Genomic DNA, 16557 nt, shown 5'->3' with positions numbered 1-16557 from the left:
ACGTTGCGGGGGCATTGGGCCCGTGCTAATGCGCCGCCTCTTCGAACGCAGGGGCGCAGTTCGGTTCACCCATGGCCTATATCGTTGAAAATCGGGCAAGATTGACCCGTCCGTGAGCAGTGACTCGCCAAGCGTGGATGAGTCCGCGCCCGCGGAGGCAACGGCATCCGCCATCCATCACCACAAGGACGGTCTCGCCAAGCTCGCGCTCGGCGCGATCGGCGTCGTGTTCGGCGATATCGGCACGAGTCCGCTCTACGCCTTTCGCGAGACCTTTGCCGGCCATCACAAGCTCGCGCTCGACCCGGCGCACATCATGGGCGTCGTCAGCCTGATGTTCTGGTCGATGATGGTCGTGGTGACGTTCAAATATGTCTCGATCATCATGCGTGCCGACAACAAGGGCGAGGGCGGCAGTCTGGCGTTGCTGGCGCTGATTTCGGGCCAGACCAAGACTCGCCGCTGGTCGAACGGGATCATCCTGCTCGGCGTGTTCGCGACAGCCCTGTTCTACGGCGACAGTATGATCACGCCGGCGGTGTCGGTGCTGTCCGCGGTCGAGGGTCTCGCCGTCGCGGCGCCTGCTTTCGGCAGCCTGGTGCTGCCCATCGCGGTGCTGATCATCATCGGCCTGTTCATGATCCAGCGCAACGGCACGTCGCGCGTCGGGTTGTTCTTCGGGCCGATCATGCTTGCCTATTTCGCCGTGATCGCAACGCTCGGCCTGATCAGCATCGTCCACACCCCTGATATTCTCTGGGCGTTCTCGCCGCATTATGCGGTCAAGTTCTTCATGCTCGATCCGGTCCGCGCCTTCCTCGCGCTGGGCTCGGTCGTGCTGGCGGTGACGGGCGCCGAGGCGCTCTACGCTGACATGGGGCATTTCGGGCGCAACCCGATCCGCGTGTCCTGGCTGTTCTTCGTGCTGCCGGCGCTGATGCTGAACTATATGGGGCAGGGTGCCCTGCTGTCCCGCGAAGGCGCCGCCGCATTGCGCAGTCCCTTCTATATGCTAGCGCCAGAGAGCCTGCAGCTTCCGCTGGTCGTGCTTGCCACGGCGGCGGCGGTGATCGCCAGCCAGGCGGTGATCTCCGGCGCTTTCTCGGTGACTCAGCAGGCGATCCAGCTCGGCTTCATCCCGCGCCTCAGGATCGAGCATACCAACGCCGCGACCGCGGGGCAGATCTACATTCCGCTGGTCAACTGGGCGCTGCTGGTGATGGTGCTGCTGCTGGTGATGTTCTTCCGCACCTCGTCCAACCTCACGTCGGCCTATGGCATCGCGGTGACGGGGGCGATGCTGATCGATACCTGCCTGCTGTCGGTCGTGCTGTTCAGGCTGTGGCACTGGCCGAAATACTACGCGATCCCGCTTCTGGCCGTCTTCTTCATGGTCGACGGGGCCTATTTCGCGGCGAACTTGACCAAGGTGCCGTCGGGCGGCTGGTTCCCGCTGCTGGTCGGGTTCATCATCTTCACTTTCCTGACGACTTGGTCGAAGGGGCGGCAGCTGATGATCGACCGGATGCGCGAGGCGGCAATGCCGATCAAGGTGTTCATCTCGTCAGCGGCGAGCTCGGCGACCCGAGTTCCCGGTACCGCTGTGTTCATGACCTCGTCGCCCGAGGGCGTGCCGCATGCGCTGCTCCACAATCTCAAGCACAATAAGGTGCTGCACGAGCGAGTCGTGCTGCTGACCGTGAAGATCATGGACGCGCCTTATCTGCCCGAATCGGAGCGTTTCAAGCTCGAGAATCTGGGCGACGGTTTCCATCGCATGATCCTGCGCTATGGTTTCATCGAGGAACCGGACGTGCCCGCGGCGCTGTCGCGTGTGCATCAATGCGGCACCGACTTCCGGATGATGGACACCAGCTTCTTCCTCGCGCGACAGACGCTGCTGCCTTCGGCGCGGCCGGGCATGATGATCTGGCGCGAGAAGCTGTTCGCCTGGATGCTCCGCAACGCCGAAAGCGCGATGGAGTTCTTCCGCCTACCGACCAACCGCGTGGTCGAACTCGGTAGCCAGCTCGAGATTTGAGTGAGTCGGCCCCGACCCCGATCATCGTCACGGCCCTGTTCGGCAAGGCTGACAGCGCCTGGTTCGATGGCTTGCGACGGGCGCATTTCCCGCCGGAGCACAACCGGTTGGATGCGCATCTGACGATGTTCCATCATCTCGCCCCGTCGCTTGAGGCGGAGCTGAAGCATCGGCTGGCAGGGGAGACCCGCGGTGCCAGGCCACCCCAGGCATGGATGGCGGGGCTTATGTCGCTCGGCGGTGGCGTTGCCCTTCGGATCGAGAGCCCCGGACTGGCCGATATCCGCGCGCGGCTGGCCGAAGCTTTTGCGCCGATGCTGATGCCGCAGGACCGGGCCGGCTGGCGACCGCACGTGACGATCCAGAACAAGGTCTCGCCCGAAAAGGCCAGGGCATTGCTGCGAATGCTGGAGGCTGATTTCAGGCCGCGTCCAGTGGCGATCGCGGGGCTGGCGAGCTGGTGGTATCGCGGGGGACCGTGGGCGCCGCTGTCGCGGCATATGTTCGCTTGACCGGGACGGGGATGCGCTCCTATAGGCGCCGCTCTCGAATGGCTGGGGCGGAGTAGCTCAGCTGGTTAGAGCACGGGAATCATAATCCTGGGGTCGGGGGTTCAAGTCCCTCCTCCGCTACCACTTTTACAGTGGGGTATCCGCCATCGAGTTTCGTTTGGGGTTGGCCAGTGGCCAGCCCCAGGACGCTGGCTAGGCTTCCGGCGACCTCGATTGAGGCGCCTTGGGGGTGTTCTGGCGAATTTTTCACCACCACCGATTCGATAAGGTCGCGGATGATAGGTGCGTATTTGCGGGCCTGTTCGCCTTTGGTGATCGCCTGGCCGAGGAGCGAGATGCGCCGGCGATAGGCCTCCACAATCGCAGGATGCAGGATCAGCGTCGGAAGCGCCTGATGCTCGGCGAGCTGGGCCTCTGCGATGGCGAGTTGCTCGCGCCGATCGGTGATCGCGTCCTTCATTTCGCGGAAGTCGGCACCTACGGCGATTGCGTCGACCAGGCGCTTGATTTCAAGTTTCAGGTCATCGACCCGTTTCTCCGACGCGCGTAGGCCCTTGGCCATCTTAGCCCGCTGGTCTGCTCGAGCCTCGTGGTACCGCTTCACCACCGCCGCGACGACATCGGGTGCGAGCAACTTCTCCTGCAAGCCCCCCAGGACGCGGCTTTCCAGATCTCGGGTACCGACCCGGCGCGGATTGCCACAGGTGCCCGATTCGCGATGACGGATGCAGCCCCAGCGATCAGCGCTGACGATGGTGTAAGGTCCTCCGCATTCGCCGCATCGGACCAGGCCGGAGAGGAGATGCCTCGGCCGGCGCTGACGGTGTGCCGGCACATGCTGCCTGGCCTCGGTGCGCTCCTGCACCGCTGACCAGGTCGCCTCATCGATGATGCGCAGCTCGGGTGCGTCACCTTCGATCTGATCGGCGCCAGCGTTCGGCCGCGACACGCGTTTCCTCGTCCCCGGATCCCGCATCATGCGAACGCGATTGTAGGCAATCTTCCCGGCATAGGCCGGGTTGTGCAGGATGCCGTTCTGGCGGCCGCGAGACCCGTTAATGGTTGTGGCGCGCCATTCGCCGCCTCGAGGAGACGGGATGCCGTCGCGATTGAGAGCATGGCAGATCGCCTTGGGGCTATCTCCCGCAAGATAGGCCGCAAAGATGCGCCGAATCACTTCGGCTTCTGTCTCCACGATGCGCCGATGGCCTCGCTCGATCGTGCCATCCGGGAGGAGCTGTGGCGCCGGCTCATAGCCGTAGCAAAGTCCGCCCGGGATCCTGCCGCGCGCGACCACGCCTTTCTGCCCGCGCCGAATCTTGTTGCCCAGCTCCTTCACGAAGAGCGCGTTCATCGTGCCGAGCATGCCGACATGCAGCTCGTTGACGCGGTTCTCCGAGACGGTGAAGAGTTCCACATCTGCGAAGTCGAGACGGGCGTAGATGGTGGCGGTGTCGGCCTGGTTGCGAGCGATGCGATCAAGTGCCTCGGCCAGGACGATGTCATAGGCCCCGGTGTCAGCCGCCTGCAGGAGGGCGTTCAATCCTGGGCGATTGCTTGTGGTTCCGGAGACGGCGAGATCAGAATAGACCTCGACCACCTCCCAGCCCTCACGATCCGCGTATGACCTGCAGACGCGGACCTGATCCTCTGCCGACCTCGCATTCTGCAGGTCGGTGCTGAAGCGGGCGTATATAGCCGCTCGCGGCCGGGGAGACGTCATTTGCTGGGTCCTTGCGCGAGTCGTCCCGCGCAGCATCCTCTGCGGCGAGATCCTCGGCAATTGCGATCGCTAGGTCAAAATGAAGGCTGCGGGTCACCGTCAGGCGTCGATCGCCAGTGCGATCTGTGATCCCCGGTAAGTATGCGGCGGGTTCCCGGCCTGAACGTGGCGCGCCATTTCGAACGCTTCGTTTAGGTTCGGAATTTTCACATATCCGCTCGCTGCGGCGCTCGCGCCGGCTTCATACTCCCGTCGGGCGTCCGGATGCAGAGGACCGCGCAGCTTCCCCGGATGGTAATAGCTTGCGGCCCCGAGCAACCACGATGCCCACAGAATGTGCTTGTCAGTGATGGGGCGCTCTTTTGCCATGCGCGCCTGGCGCCGGGCGAATGTCATGCGTCGGGCCTTTCGCCGAGGATCCGTTGCTGCAGCTCGATCACGCGGGCCAGGGAGACGCGGTGCTTGCAGGTGGCGGGGAGGCCGGCGCCGGGGCCGGCGAGGTTGAGGAATTCGGCGGCGCGCTTGCGCAGGCGGCGCCAGTCCATGTTGCGCTTCTGGTGGTGCGCTTCGGCGATGCCCACGCGGATCTCGCCGGGGAGGCGCGCGAAGCAATTCTCGCAGAGCCGTTGCCAGCGCTGGCGGGTCGCGCCGCAATTGGGCACGTCGCAGATATGACGCCGGGCCTTCACGGCATGATTCCCAGCGCCGTCGCGATCGACGGCGTGAGGCCGGCGCGGTCGATCGCCATGGCGATCGAGCCGCCGATCGCGATGATCAGCGTGGCGTTGCGATAGGCGATGCCGCGATCGGGGCGGCATTTTTCGCAGGCGCACCACATGGGATGAATTGTCGGTGCTATACGGGGCATCAGCGGCTCCTGTTGAGGCTGGCGACGAAGGCCACGAGGACGAAGGGGGCGGCGAGCAGCGCGGCGATCACGACAAGGACCGTGCGGATCCGGCTGCGGCGCGGCGCGGGCGCCGGCACGATCGGGGTGGGGAGGCGCGGCGTCATGCGAGGCCCAGCGCGATCTTGTACGTTTCGAGGATGCCCTCGAATTCGTCGCGGTGATGCTTCTCCTGGCGGCGCAGGGCGAGAATCGCGCGGACACCCTTGATGTCGAAGCCGGTCGATTTGAGTTCGGCCTCCACGTCGCGGATATCGTCGCTGATGCCGGCGCGTTCCTCAAACAGCCGCTCGAGGCGTTCGATGAACAGGCGCAACTGCTCGGCGCCGCTATCGCCGTTGGTCCGGATCGGGTCGGCCGGGACTGGCTTGCGCTTCTTGCCCTTGCCGACAACGACCGGGACGAACGGCGTAGGGACATGGCGGAAGCCGCCATTGCCGTCCGGGACGGCGCGCATCGTCATCGCGGTCATGACGATTGCCCGAGACCGTCGCGCGTTGCGCAGCGGGTGCACTGATCAGGCGTCGCCCAGCCGCACATGCGTTGCTGATCCTCGCAGGGATCCCAATGCGTGCAGCCACAGCCTCGGCAAATGGCGGGGTGGCGATCGGCCGGTTCGTCCAGGAGCTGGCGATAGACCGCCAGATCGAAGGGAAAGACGCGGGCCAATGCCGAAAGCGTCGCATTGTGTCGGGCGCGGGCGCCGTCCGTCTCGAGCATCCGGATCAGGGCGATGGCTTCGCTACGATCGCGCATGCGGGGAGCAAGGCGCTCGGCGACCTGCTCGACGGTGAAGCCGGCCGACAGGCGACGCAATCGGATATATCCGGCCGCTGTCATGGGCGCGAGCGGGGCAGGGGGCGCCGGCGTTCGGCCGTGCGGGATCTGGACGTGCAACATGGCAGTTCCTTTCTTCAGCGGGGCGGGGGGAGGTGGGCCGGGTTCTCGAAAACCCAGCAGTTGACGGTCTTGTCGATCTTCGAGTTGACCGCCTTGGCCGCGACGAATTTGCGGGCCTTGGACGTCTTCAGGACGCGCTTCAGCTCGGTCATCGGGCACGGCAGCGAGAGGCGCATGTCACCGCATTTCCGCTCGAAATCGGTCAGGCTGACCGAGAAATATTCGGTGGTGCGGCTGTGGTTGATCGGCCGTTCGGGGTTGAAGCTCTCGTTCGCCGCCATGTAATCAAAGCGTTCCCAGAAGAGCTCGACATGCGGATGGTCGCTTTCAACGGTGCGCTGGCGCTCCTCGAGCATCGTCAGGATGAGCGCGTGGGCCTCATCCGTGTCGCGCTGCGACAGGTTGGTGATGACGAGGCGCATCGCATCGAGCATCGCGGCGAGCTGGGCGTGGTTCTTCGCCAGGCGCCCGTTGCGGATGCCCTTGTGGCGGATCATCGCCGCCTCGTGCAGCTTGAACGCCTCGCGGTAGCGCTTGAGGATATCCTCCTCGCGCCGCACCATATGGATCGGGAAGCCGGAAATCTGCTCGACGGGGAAGCGAGCGAGCTGCTCGGCCGCGATCTTGGTGGCCGGGCTGAACCGAGACTTGTCGAAGTGAATTCCCATGATGCGCTCGCGCATCGCGGGCGACGCCTCGACCGTGTCGTTCTGGGCGATCATGATGGCGCCCCGGAAGGGCGGTTCGAACGTCTCCATGCCGCCATTGGCGATGGCGCGGGTGCGGACTGCCCGGCCGTTATAGGCGGTCTTCAGCTCGTCCCATTCGAAGCGCCGCGCGTGCGGCGTATCCTGATTGCGGTCCCCCTCAATCAGCACGACGGGCAGGTTGCCGACCTGGCCGAGAGTGCGGGCGATGCCGGCGTTTGTCGCCTTGGTCGGATCGAAGCCCTCGTAATTGGCCCGGCCGGTCGCGGACCATAGAAACTCGATCAGCGTGGATTTGCCGGTACCGGGAATGCCGGTCGCCTCAAGGAAGCCGAGGCTGTCCTGTTCGGCGCGGATCTGCTCGGCGAAAAACGACAGCACCCAGAAGGCGAGAACGACGATACCCTTCGGCCCGAAGGCGGTGACCAGCGGAGGAACCCAGCTCAGATCCAGCTTGTCGGCGTCGTAGGAACAGCGGAGCAGCCGCTCGTTGGTGCGCAGCTTCACCGACTGCTTGCCGAGGACGAAATAATCCTCTTCGTTCGGTTCGTAGACCCGGCCCTTGTGAACCGCGATATCGCCGAAGATCCAGGCGGAATGATCGATCGAATAGCCGGTGAACTGGATCGCCTCGACCATGCGGATGGTCGCCCATTGGCGCAGCATCAGCTTGTCGATCTGATACTGGTTGCCGATCCATTGTGCGCCGGGCGCGATCGAGGCGAGCCGCTTCTTGAATTCGGAGCTGGCCGCGCAGGACGCGCCGGAGAAGGTCGCCTTCACGCTCGCCCGATCGGACGGGAAATCTATGCGGATGAAATAGGCGCCCTCTTCAAGGTTCGGGTCGCGCTGGAAATAGAGGGTGCGGAAGGTGCAGTTGGCCAGTTCGGAAATCTCGGCCGCTTCCGCCGCCGCGCGGTTCCATTGCTCCTGAAAGGGCAGCTTCTTGAAATCGGCCAGCTCGGCGTCATCGGACTCAAGCCATTGCTGGATAATCGCCTGAATGCGATCAATCGAGAATTGCGCCCAGAGCTGGCGCCCCCCGAAGACGAGCGGGAAGGATTGCGATTTGTGCCGCTGGTAGAACAGCAACGCCTTCTCGCTGGCGCTGCCGGCGATGGTGACTTCACCGTTCCAGCGATATTCCTCCAGATTGGCGGGTTTGAGCCGATCACGTTGGGCGAGATCGTTCCAGTCGAGCTTGTCGCCCTCGCCATCCGGACGTACCTGTGCGGCGCCGCAGATCCAGCCGGCCTCACGCGCCTGCTTGACGAAACGGCGGGTATATTCGGTGCCGGCCTTGCCGACGTCGAACGCGAAGATCAGCTTTGGCGGCGGGCGATCGAGCGCGGCAGCGGCCCGGCGCAGATCCGCCAGCGCCAGCTCCGGATAATTGTTGCACGACATGAGCGAAACCGCCGCGACCCTGGCGGACTGGCGCAGCGCGATGGTGTCGAAGATGCCCTCTGCCAGCCAGAGTTCGTCCACCACGGCGAGATCGTCAAAGGTGACGCCGGGCGGCTGCCACCACTGGCCGCGATAGCCGGTGCCGTAGCTGAAGCGTGCCTTCTTCTTGCCGAAACGGGCCGGCTGATCGATCAGCCGTTCCCAATAGCCGCCGCCCGGCAGCGGGAACCGCACGGTCGCGGAACCGATATTCAGTTCCTGATCGTGATACCATTCCTGCGTATAGGCGCCGCGCAGCCCCATGAGATCGAAGCCGCGACCATGGGAGAGATAGGCATCCGCAGCGGCGTTGGGCGCGGCCTCGGTCTTTTTGTGGCGTTTGGACCAATCATCGAAAATGTCAGGATAGAGTTCCTTGACATGGCCCTCCCAGCCGCACCGTTCGATCCGGCCGCAGCGCAGTACCCACGGCTTGTCGGCCGGCGTCCAGAGTTCGCGCTGGCCCTTGGCGCATTGCGGGCATTTCCCGCGCCGCAGATAATTGCCCTTCTCCTCAAAGCTGTAATCCTGCTTGAGTCGTTTAGTCAGTTCTTGGAGCAGATCGTTGCGCATCGGTGGCGATCAGGCCCCCGAGCCAGGGCGGGCGGCTTCTCTGCCTGTAATCTTGATCAGGCCCACGATTGCGCGCGACACATTGTAGAGCGCTGGACCGGTCTCTCCGACGATCGACCTTTCGCTGATGCTGCCTGATTGAATGCAATCCTCGAGCCGCGTCTGGATGCCGCGTAGGGCAACGATCAGAGCGTCGCGCGTCGCATAGTTGACCTGGCCGATCCGGTCGGGCCGCTCGTCTGTGGCGCGGGATAGCGACCGTAACGCAGCCAAGAGGTCGTGGTCGAGCAAGCCGATATCGAAGGGGGCCGAGCGCCAGGCAAATGCGTCGCGGATCTGAAGCAGATCCGCGCGGATCTCGGCGATGTTGTCGTCAGCAGACATGGGCGAGTCTTTCAGGCAAGGGGGTGCCGTTCCCGGAAGCAGGGAGCCGCTACCGGGTTGGCGAACTGGTCGGGTTGGGGTCTGGCGAGCGGCTTAAGCCGCCGGCATCATCCCGTTTCGCTCATGATCGAGGGGCCGGCCGCAGGGACGAGCGGCTGGCCGTCGTCATTGGCCGGGACGGGCGCGTCATCGTTCGCCGGCTTGCTCCTCGACGCGCAGAGGTTCGGGTTGGCGAAAGGGAGCTGCACGGCCGGGTTGGGGCGGGCGCTGGGGCGGATCGTGCGGATGACGGACAGGCCGATCAGGAAGGTGTGGCCGCAATCGTCATTGTCGCAGCTCAGCCGCAATTCCCGATAGATCGGCGTCACCTGCTCGCTGTGGCGGACGATCGAGCGCTCGCCGCAATGCGGGCAGGAAATGGAGGGAATTCTGGGTCGTTGGGTCTTCTTCACGTGGTAGCTCCCCCACCTGATTCCCCGAACGACCCCGCGTCGATCGAGAGGAATGATTTGAGCCGCTGCATCATCTTGCCGAGGGCGCCGCGCGCTTCCTCGGCCTCGACCAGGGCGTGATGGATATCGGAGGGGCGCGCGCCGGGCTGAGTCACCGCGATGCCGCTGGCGATGGCATCGCCGCATTCCTTCGCGACGCTGGCCAGATCTCCGGACAGGGCACTGCGGCAGGCGGCGCCAGCCTTGACGCGGATGTCGAGCAGGAAGGCGTATGCCTCAAGGATCGGAGATCCTTCGCCGCCGGCGTCGCGATACGCAGCGTCGAGCGCGAGGCCCTGCGCCAGGGTCGGACAACTCTTCGCGTCAGGATCGGCCCAGCCATAGACGCAGCGCGTGGAGCGTTTGACGATACGGGCGGCGCCCTTGAACGTCAGGATGCCGGCGATACGCGTTACGGCTGCGGCAAAGGTGAGGGGCGCGCGGAGCTTGGTCACGCCGCGTTCCGTTGCAAAAGGGAGACCCGATCGCAGGGGACGATCGGAGCGCTACGGGCTACAAAGCCTTCATCGCCAGCATCGAAAGGAGAAGGCTTCTGTTCTGCCGGGTAAATATCGGGGCGCAGGTGATGACGCGAAACGCCGGTGTCACGCTCAACGGTCAGAACATGCTCGGCGGGGAGCCGCTTTCCACTCTGGAGCCATTTCCAGACGGCTGGCTGGCCGACGCCGCAGATGCGCGCCATGGCTGATTGCGAACCTGCCACTGACACAGCGGCTTGCAATGCCTCGAAAGGAGTTGGAATCATTTCCATATTCCGCAAGTATTACCGGAGGAATACCCCTGTCAACTACCAAAGTGGGATGGCTACCTATTCCATCGGTGATAACTAGCGTTGGTGATCATCAGCGAACGAGTGCGGAGCCTGATGGAGGCGCGAGGGCTATCACAGTCCGAGCTTGCCCGTAGGGTGCAGGTTACCCAAGGCGCGATAGCGAAAATCGTCAACTCGAACCCCGGCGGTTCTTCGCATCTGCATAAGATTGCTCGTGAATTGGGAACGACTGCCAGCTATCTAACTGGCGAGACGGACGATCCTGCAGAAGGGGCGTTGCCGACGCCAACGCCTGCTGTGATTGCCCAACAACTGGATCTTGTCCCAATTCAGTCGATCGATCTTGCTTATGGTATGGGTGCCAGCTTCACCGATGGCCCGATCGAGACCGAGATCCTACATTTCCCGAGAGTGTGGATCGAGTCGATCACTTCGACGCCACCAGCACTGCTGACCTGGGCGAAAGGTCGCGGCGATTCGATGATTCCGACAATCCATAGCGGCGACATGGTCATCATCGACCGATCGCAAAAGGTCATCCTCGAGCCGGACGCGATCTGGGCGTACACGGTCGGCGACATTGGGGGCATCAAGCGTCTGAAGGTCAAGGGCGACCGGGTCATCATCATGTCAGATAACAAATTGGTGAATGAAGACTCGGAGCCGATTGACGAGATCAGGATCGTGGGGCGCATCGCGTTCATCGGGCGACTGGTTTGACGTGACGAGCCGGCGGCTTAGTTGGACGAATACAGGGGGCGGGATTGGGTAAGATCTACGATGGCCGAAATGCGGGCAACAGCGTTGAGCTTCTGGACGATGGGCTTGTCATCCGCCGCAAGGGCATAGTCAGCCTGCTGAATCACGGACTGAAGGGGGAGAAACGTATCCCCTATGCGAGCATCACCTCCATCCAGTTCAAGGAGCCCGGCCTTACGACGGGCTATATCCAGTTTGGCGTCGCCGGCGGTGTCGAGGGGCGGGGCGGTGTGATGAACGCCGTCAAAGACGAGAACTCGGTTGTGTTCGTGAAGAAGGTGCTGGCCGATTTTAGGGAGCTTCGGGACGAGGTGGAAAAACGGTCTGCGGTCGCGCGAGGAAGCGGCGCTCGCGGCGGGCGTGAGTCCACCGGTTCTATCGCTGACGAATTGAACAAACTCGCTGATTTGCGGGATCGGGGTATCCTTAGCGGTGCAGAATTCGATAAGCAGAAGGCTGTCTTGCTTGGGGCGGGCTAGTGCTATTAAGCCTTTCGGGCTGTTGTACTTGCGCTGGTTTTAGAAGGGATCGAAATTGGCCAAGGTAAAGAGCGATGATACCGAAGGGCCGGAAGCGAAGCGCGACGTTTGCGGCATCATAATGCCGATAGCTGCGATGCCCGGCTATGACGCCGAGCATTGGCGTGAGGTTATGGACATCATCGGGCGCGGTATCGAAAGGGCCGGTCGGCGACCCGAGCCGGTATGGGGTGGTGGTGCCACTGACATTATACAAGATCGGATTGTTCGGAATCTATATGAACAACCAATAGCTGTCTGCGATATCAGCGGCCTGAACTCGAATGTAATGCTTGAGTTGGGCATAAGATTGGCGTTTGGAAAACCAACGATCATCGTAACTGATAGGCGGGAAAAGGTTCCATTTGATATACACATCATCGAGTATCTTGAATATCCGGCTGACCTTCACATATTGAAAACCGAGAAGTTTATCGCCGACCTCGGTGAAAAGATTCGCTTGATAATGGCTGAGGAAAAATTAGAGAAGTATCGACCATTTATCAAGACGTTTGGGCCTATTGAGCCCGGTAGTCCCGGGAGTGATGCGATACCATTTCAAAAGGCGATACTAGACCAAATCGGACAGTTGGGTGCTGCTGTCCGCCGATTGGAATCGAGGTCGGATGGTCGCCTTTCAGAAAGAATATTTGTCAGTGATTCTGAAGATTTAGAAGTTATTGCGCTCGATGAATTTATGGAGTTTCGTCGCGTATTGGATAAAGATATTTCACCTGAAATCATTGAAGATATTCGTGGCTTCGGTTGTGTGTATTCCGTAGATGTTTCTTCCGATTCGCTGCGAGTTAAGCTCCATGGTCCTCGCGAACTATTGCGATTTGCTGTGAAAGAAATAGAGAGATTGATCAGCTAGGTTATTGTTGCCTAGATTTTTTGCATTGGATTTGGCCGAATTAAGGTAAATTTTCTAACTTGAGAGAAGTCACTAAGCCCTTTTCGGAAAGTGTATGAATCGTTTCCTGCACCAGCCAGGAAGTCATATTGATGGGCTCCTTGAACCCAGACACGCGCGTCTTCTGCTCCGGAAAGATATCCGGCCGTCCAAGAGCCAGATTGAGTGAAAGTGTAACCGGCTGGCGCGCGGCGCGCGCCCTAGCGGCTTTCGCCGCACGCTGGGCCTCGGCCTCGGAGGCATAGACGCGCGATAGCTTCTTGGCGCTATCGGCAGAGCCGACCGTCACTGTCTTGCGCTTCGCCTCGCCGCGATCGTGCCACTGAGCTGAGACGCCACCGGCCTCCTCGCGCTTCTCTATCCGGTAGGCGTGACGATCACCATTACTACGGGCTATCTCGATCAGAGGCAGAGTGCGCCCGCTCGGCGTCTGGCCAGCGCCGATCGGCAGGAAGATCAACGCACCCTGCTTGATCGTTGCGACGGCGTCATGCTCCCGCCCAAGACGGCGCAGGAAGGCCATATCGCTTTCCCGGCTCTGGGCATGGGTCTTGACCGCGATCGACGCCAGCGCGGGCGCGCAGCGGGCCTGAAGCTTGTTCTTCTTCGCGACCTCCGAAACGATCGCGCCGATCGTCGTGTCATGCCAGCTCTTTTCGCGCCGCGTGCGGAGCGAGCTGGCGAAGTCGGCCGAGCGGGCGCGGATGGTGATGATGTCCGGAGCGCCGCTATGTTCGACCTCGTCCACCTTGAACCGGCCCTTGTCGATCAGGCCGGGCTTCACGGCGCTGCCCTGCAGCCAGCCGAGTTCAACCTGAAGGATGACGCCGGCCGAGGGCAGGGCGATGCCGCCGTCGCTGTCATCCAGCACGATATCGAGCTGGTCGGCTTCGTCGCCGCGCTTCTCGGTGATGGTGAGCGATTGCAGGCGCGGACGGATGATGTCGGTCAGATCCTTGCCGTCCATGGTGACGCGGCAGGCGGCGATATTGGCGATCGTCACTGGCCGTTCCTTCCGGCCTCGTCCTCAACCAGCAGGAGATCGATGGCGAATTCGATCTTGAGCGGGGTGCCATCAGGCAGGAAATGCTTCTGGCGCTCGTCCACGCCCTCGATGACGAAGGCCCCATAGACCCGGCCGGCGCCGTCAACGAGCGGCCACGCATAGCCTTGGCCTGCCATCTCGCGGAGCTGATCAAGGGAGGCCGCACCATCGGAGAGTTCGGCATGAGCGGTGCCGGACAATGAGATGGTTTCGTCGCCCGGTCCGACAAATTGGGCGGCGTCGCGGGCACCGATCCGGGGCGACCTGACATGGCGATAGTCGGTCCTGCGCTGCAACTCCTCGAATGCCAGGGTCGAGAGCGCGAAGGCGAACATGCCGAGTGACATCATCATGCTTCGTCGTCCCAATCCGGACGATCGGCAAAGCTCGATCGGGCCTTCGCCGCATCGCCGCGGCTAATTTCATCGAGCGCCTTCCGAACCTCCTCTGCGATGGCGCGCGGATCCTGACCAGCCCTGGTGTAAATGTTGATGTTAATCGGGCCGGCCAGTGCAGCCATAGGGGCGGTGCCATTCCCCGTTCCTGTCCCCATGAAGCCCGGTGGAGCGGCGATAGCCGGCGTTGCGGAACCGAGCGAAATCGCCGCGATCATGCTCTTCGACAGCGCGTCGAGCCGTCGGACGGGGCCGTTCTCGCCGCCGGCGATGCCATCGGTGAGACCCTGCATGATATGCCCGCCGAACGCCATGAAGACTCGGGATGGCGAATGAATGCCGAGCTTCGATTTAAACCAGTTGGCGGCCGAGCTGGCGGCGCCGACGACGGTAGATCGGAGAGCTCCGAGCGTGGACATGATGCCGTTGATAAGACCTTGGATCAGATTCCGCCCGATCTCAGCCATCTTTCCGGGGATACTGCCGCCAAGCCAGCCGAGCAGAAGTCCGATCGGCCCCAGCAGCAAGTACTTCGGATTGAACTGCGACAGTATCGCGCCAATGACGCTGATCGCTCCCTTGAAGGCAGACTTCACTGCCTCCCAAATGCCGGAGAACCAAGTGCCGATCGCGCCCCAGTTCGCGTATAGGGCATAGGCTATCGCACCCAAAGCGACGATGCCCAATACGACACCGCCGACGATCCCGATCAGCGGCAGAAGGCCGATGCTGAAAAAGGTGGCCACCGACGAGAGCGCGGCGAAAGGCGCTATCAGCCCGGTCGCCGCGATGCCCAATACACCAAGCACTATCAGCATCGCGGCAAGCCCGGCCGCGACCAAGGTCATTCCCTTAGCGAGACGCGGGTGTTGCTTTGCCCAATCAGTCAGGCGCGAGGTAAAGGCCGCTGCCTTGTTGGTGATCGCGTTGACGGTCGGCAACAATATCGTCCCGAGTGAGATCGCCAGAGCGGTAGCGGCGACCTTGAGCTTCTGCGTGATCTCGGCGGAATCCTTCATCCGCTCGGCGAAGTCCCTGTCCGTGGTGCCGTTCGCGCCAAGCGCGTCATCGCGGATCGTCCTGAACTCCTTCAGGTTCGCGATCAGCGGACGCAGCGCGCCCTGCACCTGGGCGTCGTTGAACAGGTAAGAAAGCTTCGAGACGTCGCCCTTCAGGGCCTTGTTCGTCAGCTCAGTGATTGCCTCGATCGGCCCTTTGCCCGCTTTGGCCGCACGCTTCAGCGCGGCGGGCAGGTCGACCCCGAATTTCGCGAAATTGTTGTTCGTCTCCTTCGAATTGATCTTGTTCAGCAGGTTGAGAAGGTTGTTGCCCGCCATCGCGGAATCGCCGGCGCCCTTACGCGCGATCTGAGCGCCGGCGGCGATATCCGCGACCGCGCGGGTGCCGGTCTGTCCCAGCGCTTGATAGGCGGCGGTCAGGGCGGGGAATTGCCCCGCCATGTCCTTGATCTCGAAAGCGCCGGCCTTGCCCGCCTGCGCCATGATATCGATGACGCGGCTGGTCTGGTCGACCGGCACCTTGAGGTTATCGTTCGCCGCGAATGCTGCGGCCGACAGATCGGCAATCTCGGCCTTGTATGCGGTCGCGGCACGGCCGATCGGCTGCATCATCTCGACCGCCTTGCGGGGATCGAGGCCGAAGCCGGCGAGCGTATCGACCCCCTGCGCCATCGCCTCGGGCATCTGGTTCGCCGCCTTGGCGGCGACCAGCAGGCCGGCGCCCATCTTCTCGGCTTCACGGCGCGACAGATTCGCCTTCTGGGCGATATCGGTCATCATCGACTGATAAGCCTGCGCCTCCGTAATGCCGCCGAGGATCGGGCGCCCCATGGCGTAGCCGGTGCCGATCGCGGCGGCGCCGCCGGCAGCGAGCGATGTCGCCGCGCCCTGCATCTTGCCGAACTTGGCCCGAGCGGCTTCGAATCGCTGGCTGCGGCTCGCGACCTGTTGCAGCCGTCTGCCCTGTTCGGCGAGCTCAGCGTTGGCGCGCGCCGCTTCCTCGCGCAGCCGTCGCTCATCCTGGACAAGGCGAACGGTCGAAACGCCGGCCGCCGCCATCCGGTCGCGGAGCTGCTGGAGCCGGACTGACTGTTCGCGATGCTCGTCGGCAAGGGCCGATGCCTCGCGTTTCGCGCGGGTAAAATCAGCGGTGAGCTTCTTCGTCGGCGAATCCGCCGCCTGGATCTCCCGCGCGAGCGCCGCGACGCGGTTCTGCGCGCCATGAAGTTCGGTCGCCGTGGTGCGAAGGCCGGTCTTCAGCTCGCGGAAGGCGCCGATATCGGCCTGGGCGCGATCGATCTCCTTCAACCGGTCGCGGGTCGCTTTCAGGGCCTCGGCGGTTTTCCGCGATCCGCCCGCCATGTCGCGCAGCGGTTTGGTGACGCGGTCGCTCGCCTGAAGGAGCATACGGATACGAAGATTGCGGTCCAT

The 16557-nt window shown here is 62.8% G+C and carries 20 protein-coding genes, 1 tRNA gene and 1 pseudogene; 7 read left to right on the top strand and 15 right to left on the bottom strand.

The genetic code is table 11. The features are described 5' to 3' along the window. The first annotated feature begins 133 nt into the window (after positions 1–133). The 4 genes from NDN01_RS10230 to NDN01_RS10215 all read left to right on the top strand — a co-directional run bounded on the left by NDN01_RS10230 (position 134) and on the right by NDN01_RS10215 (position 3103). Entirely contained in the window at positions 134–2041 is a 1908-nt protein-coding gene (locus NDN01_RS10230; protein ID WP_443025241.1) for a potassium transporter Kup, read from the top strand. Further along, positions 2038–2553, top strand: a complete 516-nt coding sequence (locus NDN01_RS10225; RefSeq protein WP_272627274.1) for a 2'-5' RNA ligase family protein — start codon at positions 2038–2040, stop codon at positions 2551–2553. The genes NDN01_RS10230 and NDN01_RS10225 overlap by 4 nt, the downstream gene beginning before the upstream one ends. Positions 2554–2599: 46 nt before the next feature. Further along, positions 2600–2676, top strand: a tRNA-Met gene (locus NDN01_RS10220). A 100-nt stretch (positions 2677–2776) separates the two neighbouring features. Next, the gene (locus NDN01_RS10215; RefSeq protein ID WP_272627273.1) at positions 2777–3103 is read left to right on the top strand and encodes a hypothetical protein; all 327 of its coding nucleotides are present in this window, start codon (positions 2777–2779) and stop codon (positions 3101–3103) included. 156 nt (positions 3104–3259) lie between these two features. On the opposite strand, the pseudogene NDN01_RS10210 reads toward NDN01_RS10215, so the two are convergent. From NDN01_RS10210 to NDN01_RS10155, 12 genes and pseudogenes are all read right to left on the bottom strand, one after another. Next, positions 3260–4276: pseudogene (locus tag NDN01_RS10210) on the bottom strand (recombinase family protein); the annotation flags it as partial. A 99-nt stretch (positions 4277–4375) separates the two neighbouring features. Next, positions 4376–4672 carry a hypothetical protein gene (locus tag NDN01_RS10205; protein ID WP_272627272.1) on the bottom strand — a complete coding sequence of 99 codons (297 nt, stop codon included), beginning with the start codon at positions 4670–4672 and terminating at the stop codon, positions 4376–4378. Further along, a complete protein-coding gene (locus NDN01_RS10200; RefSeq protein WP_272627271.1) occupies positions 4669–4965 on the bottom strand; it encodes a hypothetical protein in 297 nt (98 codons plus the stop codon). Before NDN01_RS10200 ends, NDN01_RS10205 begins: the two co-directional genes overlap by 4 nt. Next, positions 4962–5144: a hypothetical protein gene (locus tag NDN01_RS10195; protein WP_272627270.1), complete on the bottom strand. Its 183-nt coding sequence runs from the start codon at positions 5142–5144 to the stop codon at positions 4962–4964. Before NDN01_RS10195 ends, NDN01_RS10200 begins: the two co-directional genes overlap by 4 nt. Then, positions 5144–5290 carry a hypothetical protein gene (locus NDN01_RS10190; RefSeq protein ID WP_272627269.1) on the bottom strand — a complete coding sequence of 49 codons (147 nt, stop codon included), beginning with the start codon at positions 5288–5290 and terminating at the stop codon, positions 5144–5146. The genes NDN01_RS10195 and NDN01_RS10190 overlap by 1 nt, the downstream gene beginning before the upstream one ends. Beyond that, positions 5287–5532, bottom strand: a complete 246-nt coding sequence (locus NDN01_RS10185) for a DUF2312 domain-containing protein (protein ID WP_272628159.1) — start codon at positions 5530–5532, stop codon at positions 5287–5289. Before NDN01_RS10185 ends, NDN01_RS10190 begins: the two co-directional genes overlap by 4 nt. Before the next feature lie 119 nt (positions 5533–5651). Next, entirely contained in the window at positions 5652–6023 is a 372-nt protein-coding gene (locus NDN01_RS10180) for a hypothetical protein (RefSeq protein ID WP_272627268.1), read from the bottom strand. A gap of 74 nt (positions 6024–6097) precedes the next feature. After that, positions 6098–8809 (bottom strand): toprim domain-containing protein, encoded by a 2712-nt coding sequence (locus NDN01_RS10175; protein WP_272627267.1) that lies wholly within the window; start codon positions 8807–8809, stop codon positions 6098–6100. Between the two features lie 9 nt (positions 8810–8818). Beyond that, positions 8819–9193 (bottom strand): hypothetical protein, encoded by a 375-nt coding sequence (locus NDN01_RS10170; protein WP_272627266.1) that lies wholly within the window; start codon positions 9191–9193, stop codon positions 8819–8821. A 107-nt stretch (positions 9194–9300) separates the two neighbouring features. Beyond that, the gene (locus NDN01_RS10165; protein WP_272627265.1) at positions 9301–9645 is read right to left on the bottom strand and encodes an ogr/Delta-like zinc finger family protein; all 345 of its coding nucleotides are present in this window, start codon (positions 9643–9645) and stop codon (positions 9301–9303) included. Then, entirely contained in the window at positions 9642–10139 is a 498-nt protein-coding gene (locus NDN01_RS10160; RefSeq protein WP_272627264.1) for a hypothetical protein, read from the bottom strand. Before NDN01_RS10160 ends, NDN01_RS10165 begins: the two co-directional genes overlap by 4 nt. Next, positions 10136–10387 (bottom strand): transcriptional regulator, encoded by a 252-nt coding sequence (locus NDN01_RS10155; protein ID WP_272628157.1) that lies wholly within the window; start codon positions 10385–10387, stop codon positions 10136–10138. Before NDN01_RS10155 ends, NDN01_RS10160 begins: the two co-directional genes overlap by 4 nt. A 153-nt stretch (positions 10388–10540) precedes the next feature. On the opposite strand from NDN01_RS10155, the gene NDN01_RS10150 reads away from it, so the two are divergent. The 3 genes from NDN01_RS10150 to NDN01_RS10140 are packed head-to-tail and all read left to right on the top strand — an operon-like array spanning position 10541 to position 12628. Then, entirely contained in the window at positions 10541–11197 is a 657-nt protein-coding gene (locus NDN01_RS10150) for an XRE family transcriptional regulator (RefSeq protein ID WP_272627263.1), read from the top strand. A 44-nt stretch (positions 11198–11241) separates the two neighbouring features. Further along, positions 11242–11715 (top strand): DUF4429 domain-containing protein, encoded by a 474-nt coding sequence (locus NDN01_RS10145; protein ID WP_272627262.1) that lies wholly within the window; start codon positions 11242–11244, stop codon positions 11713–11715. A 55-nt stretch (positions 11716–11770) separates the two neighbouring features. Beyond that, complete coding sequence (locus NDN01_RS10140; RefSeq protein ID WP_272627261.1) at positions 11771–12628, top strand: hypothetical protein; 858 nt, start codon at positions 11771–11773, stop codon at positions 12626–12628. A gap of 40 nt (positions 12629–12668) precedes the next feature. On the opposite strand, the gene NDN01_RS10135 is transcribed toward NDN01_RS10140, so the two are convergent. The 3 genes from NDN01_RS10135 to NDN01_RS10125 are packed head-to-tail and all read right to left on the bottom strand — an operon-like array spanning position 12669 to position 16557. Continuing rightward, complete coding sequence (locus tag NDN01_RS10135) at positions 12669–13670, bottom strand: contractile injection system protein, VgrG/Pvc8 family (RefSeq protein WP_272627260.1); 1002 nt, start codon at positions 13668–13670, stop codon at positions 12669–12671. After that, a complete protein-coding gene (locus tag NDN01_RS10130) occupies positions 13667–14065 on the bottom strand; it encodes a phage tail protein (protein ID WP_272627259.1) in 399 nt (132 codons plus the stop codon). The genes NDN01_RS10135 and NDN01_RS10130 overlap by 4 nt, the downstream gene beginning before the upstream one ends. Beyond that, entirely contained in the window at positions 14062–16557 is a 2496-nt protein-coding gene (locus tag NDN01_RS10125; protein WP_272627258.1) for a phage tail tape measure protein, read from the bottom strand. The genes NDN01_RS10130 and NDN01_RS10125 overlap by 4 nt, the downstream gene beginning before the upstream one ends.

Origin of the sequence: Sphingomonas sp. QA11, from assembly GCF_028473665.1 — a bacterium.
GTDB classification, from domain to species: domain Bacteria; phylum Pseudomonadota; class Alphaproteobacteria; order Sphingomonadales; family Sphingomonadaceae; genus Sphingomonas; species Sphingomonas phytovorans.
The sequence above is the reverse complement of the archived record's forward strand: the minus strand, read 5'-3'. Positions and strand labels throughout refer to the sequence as shown.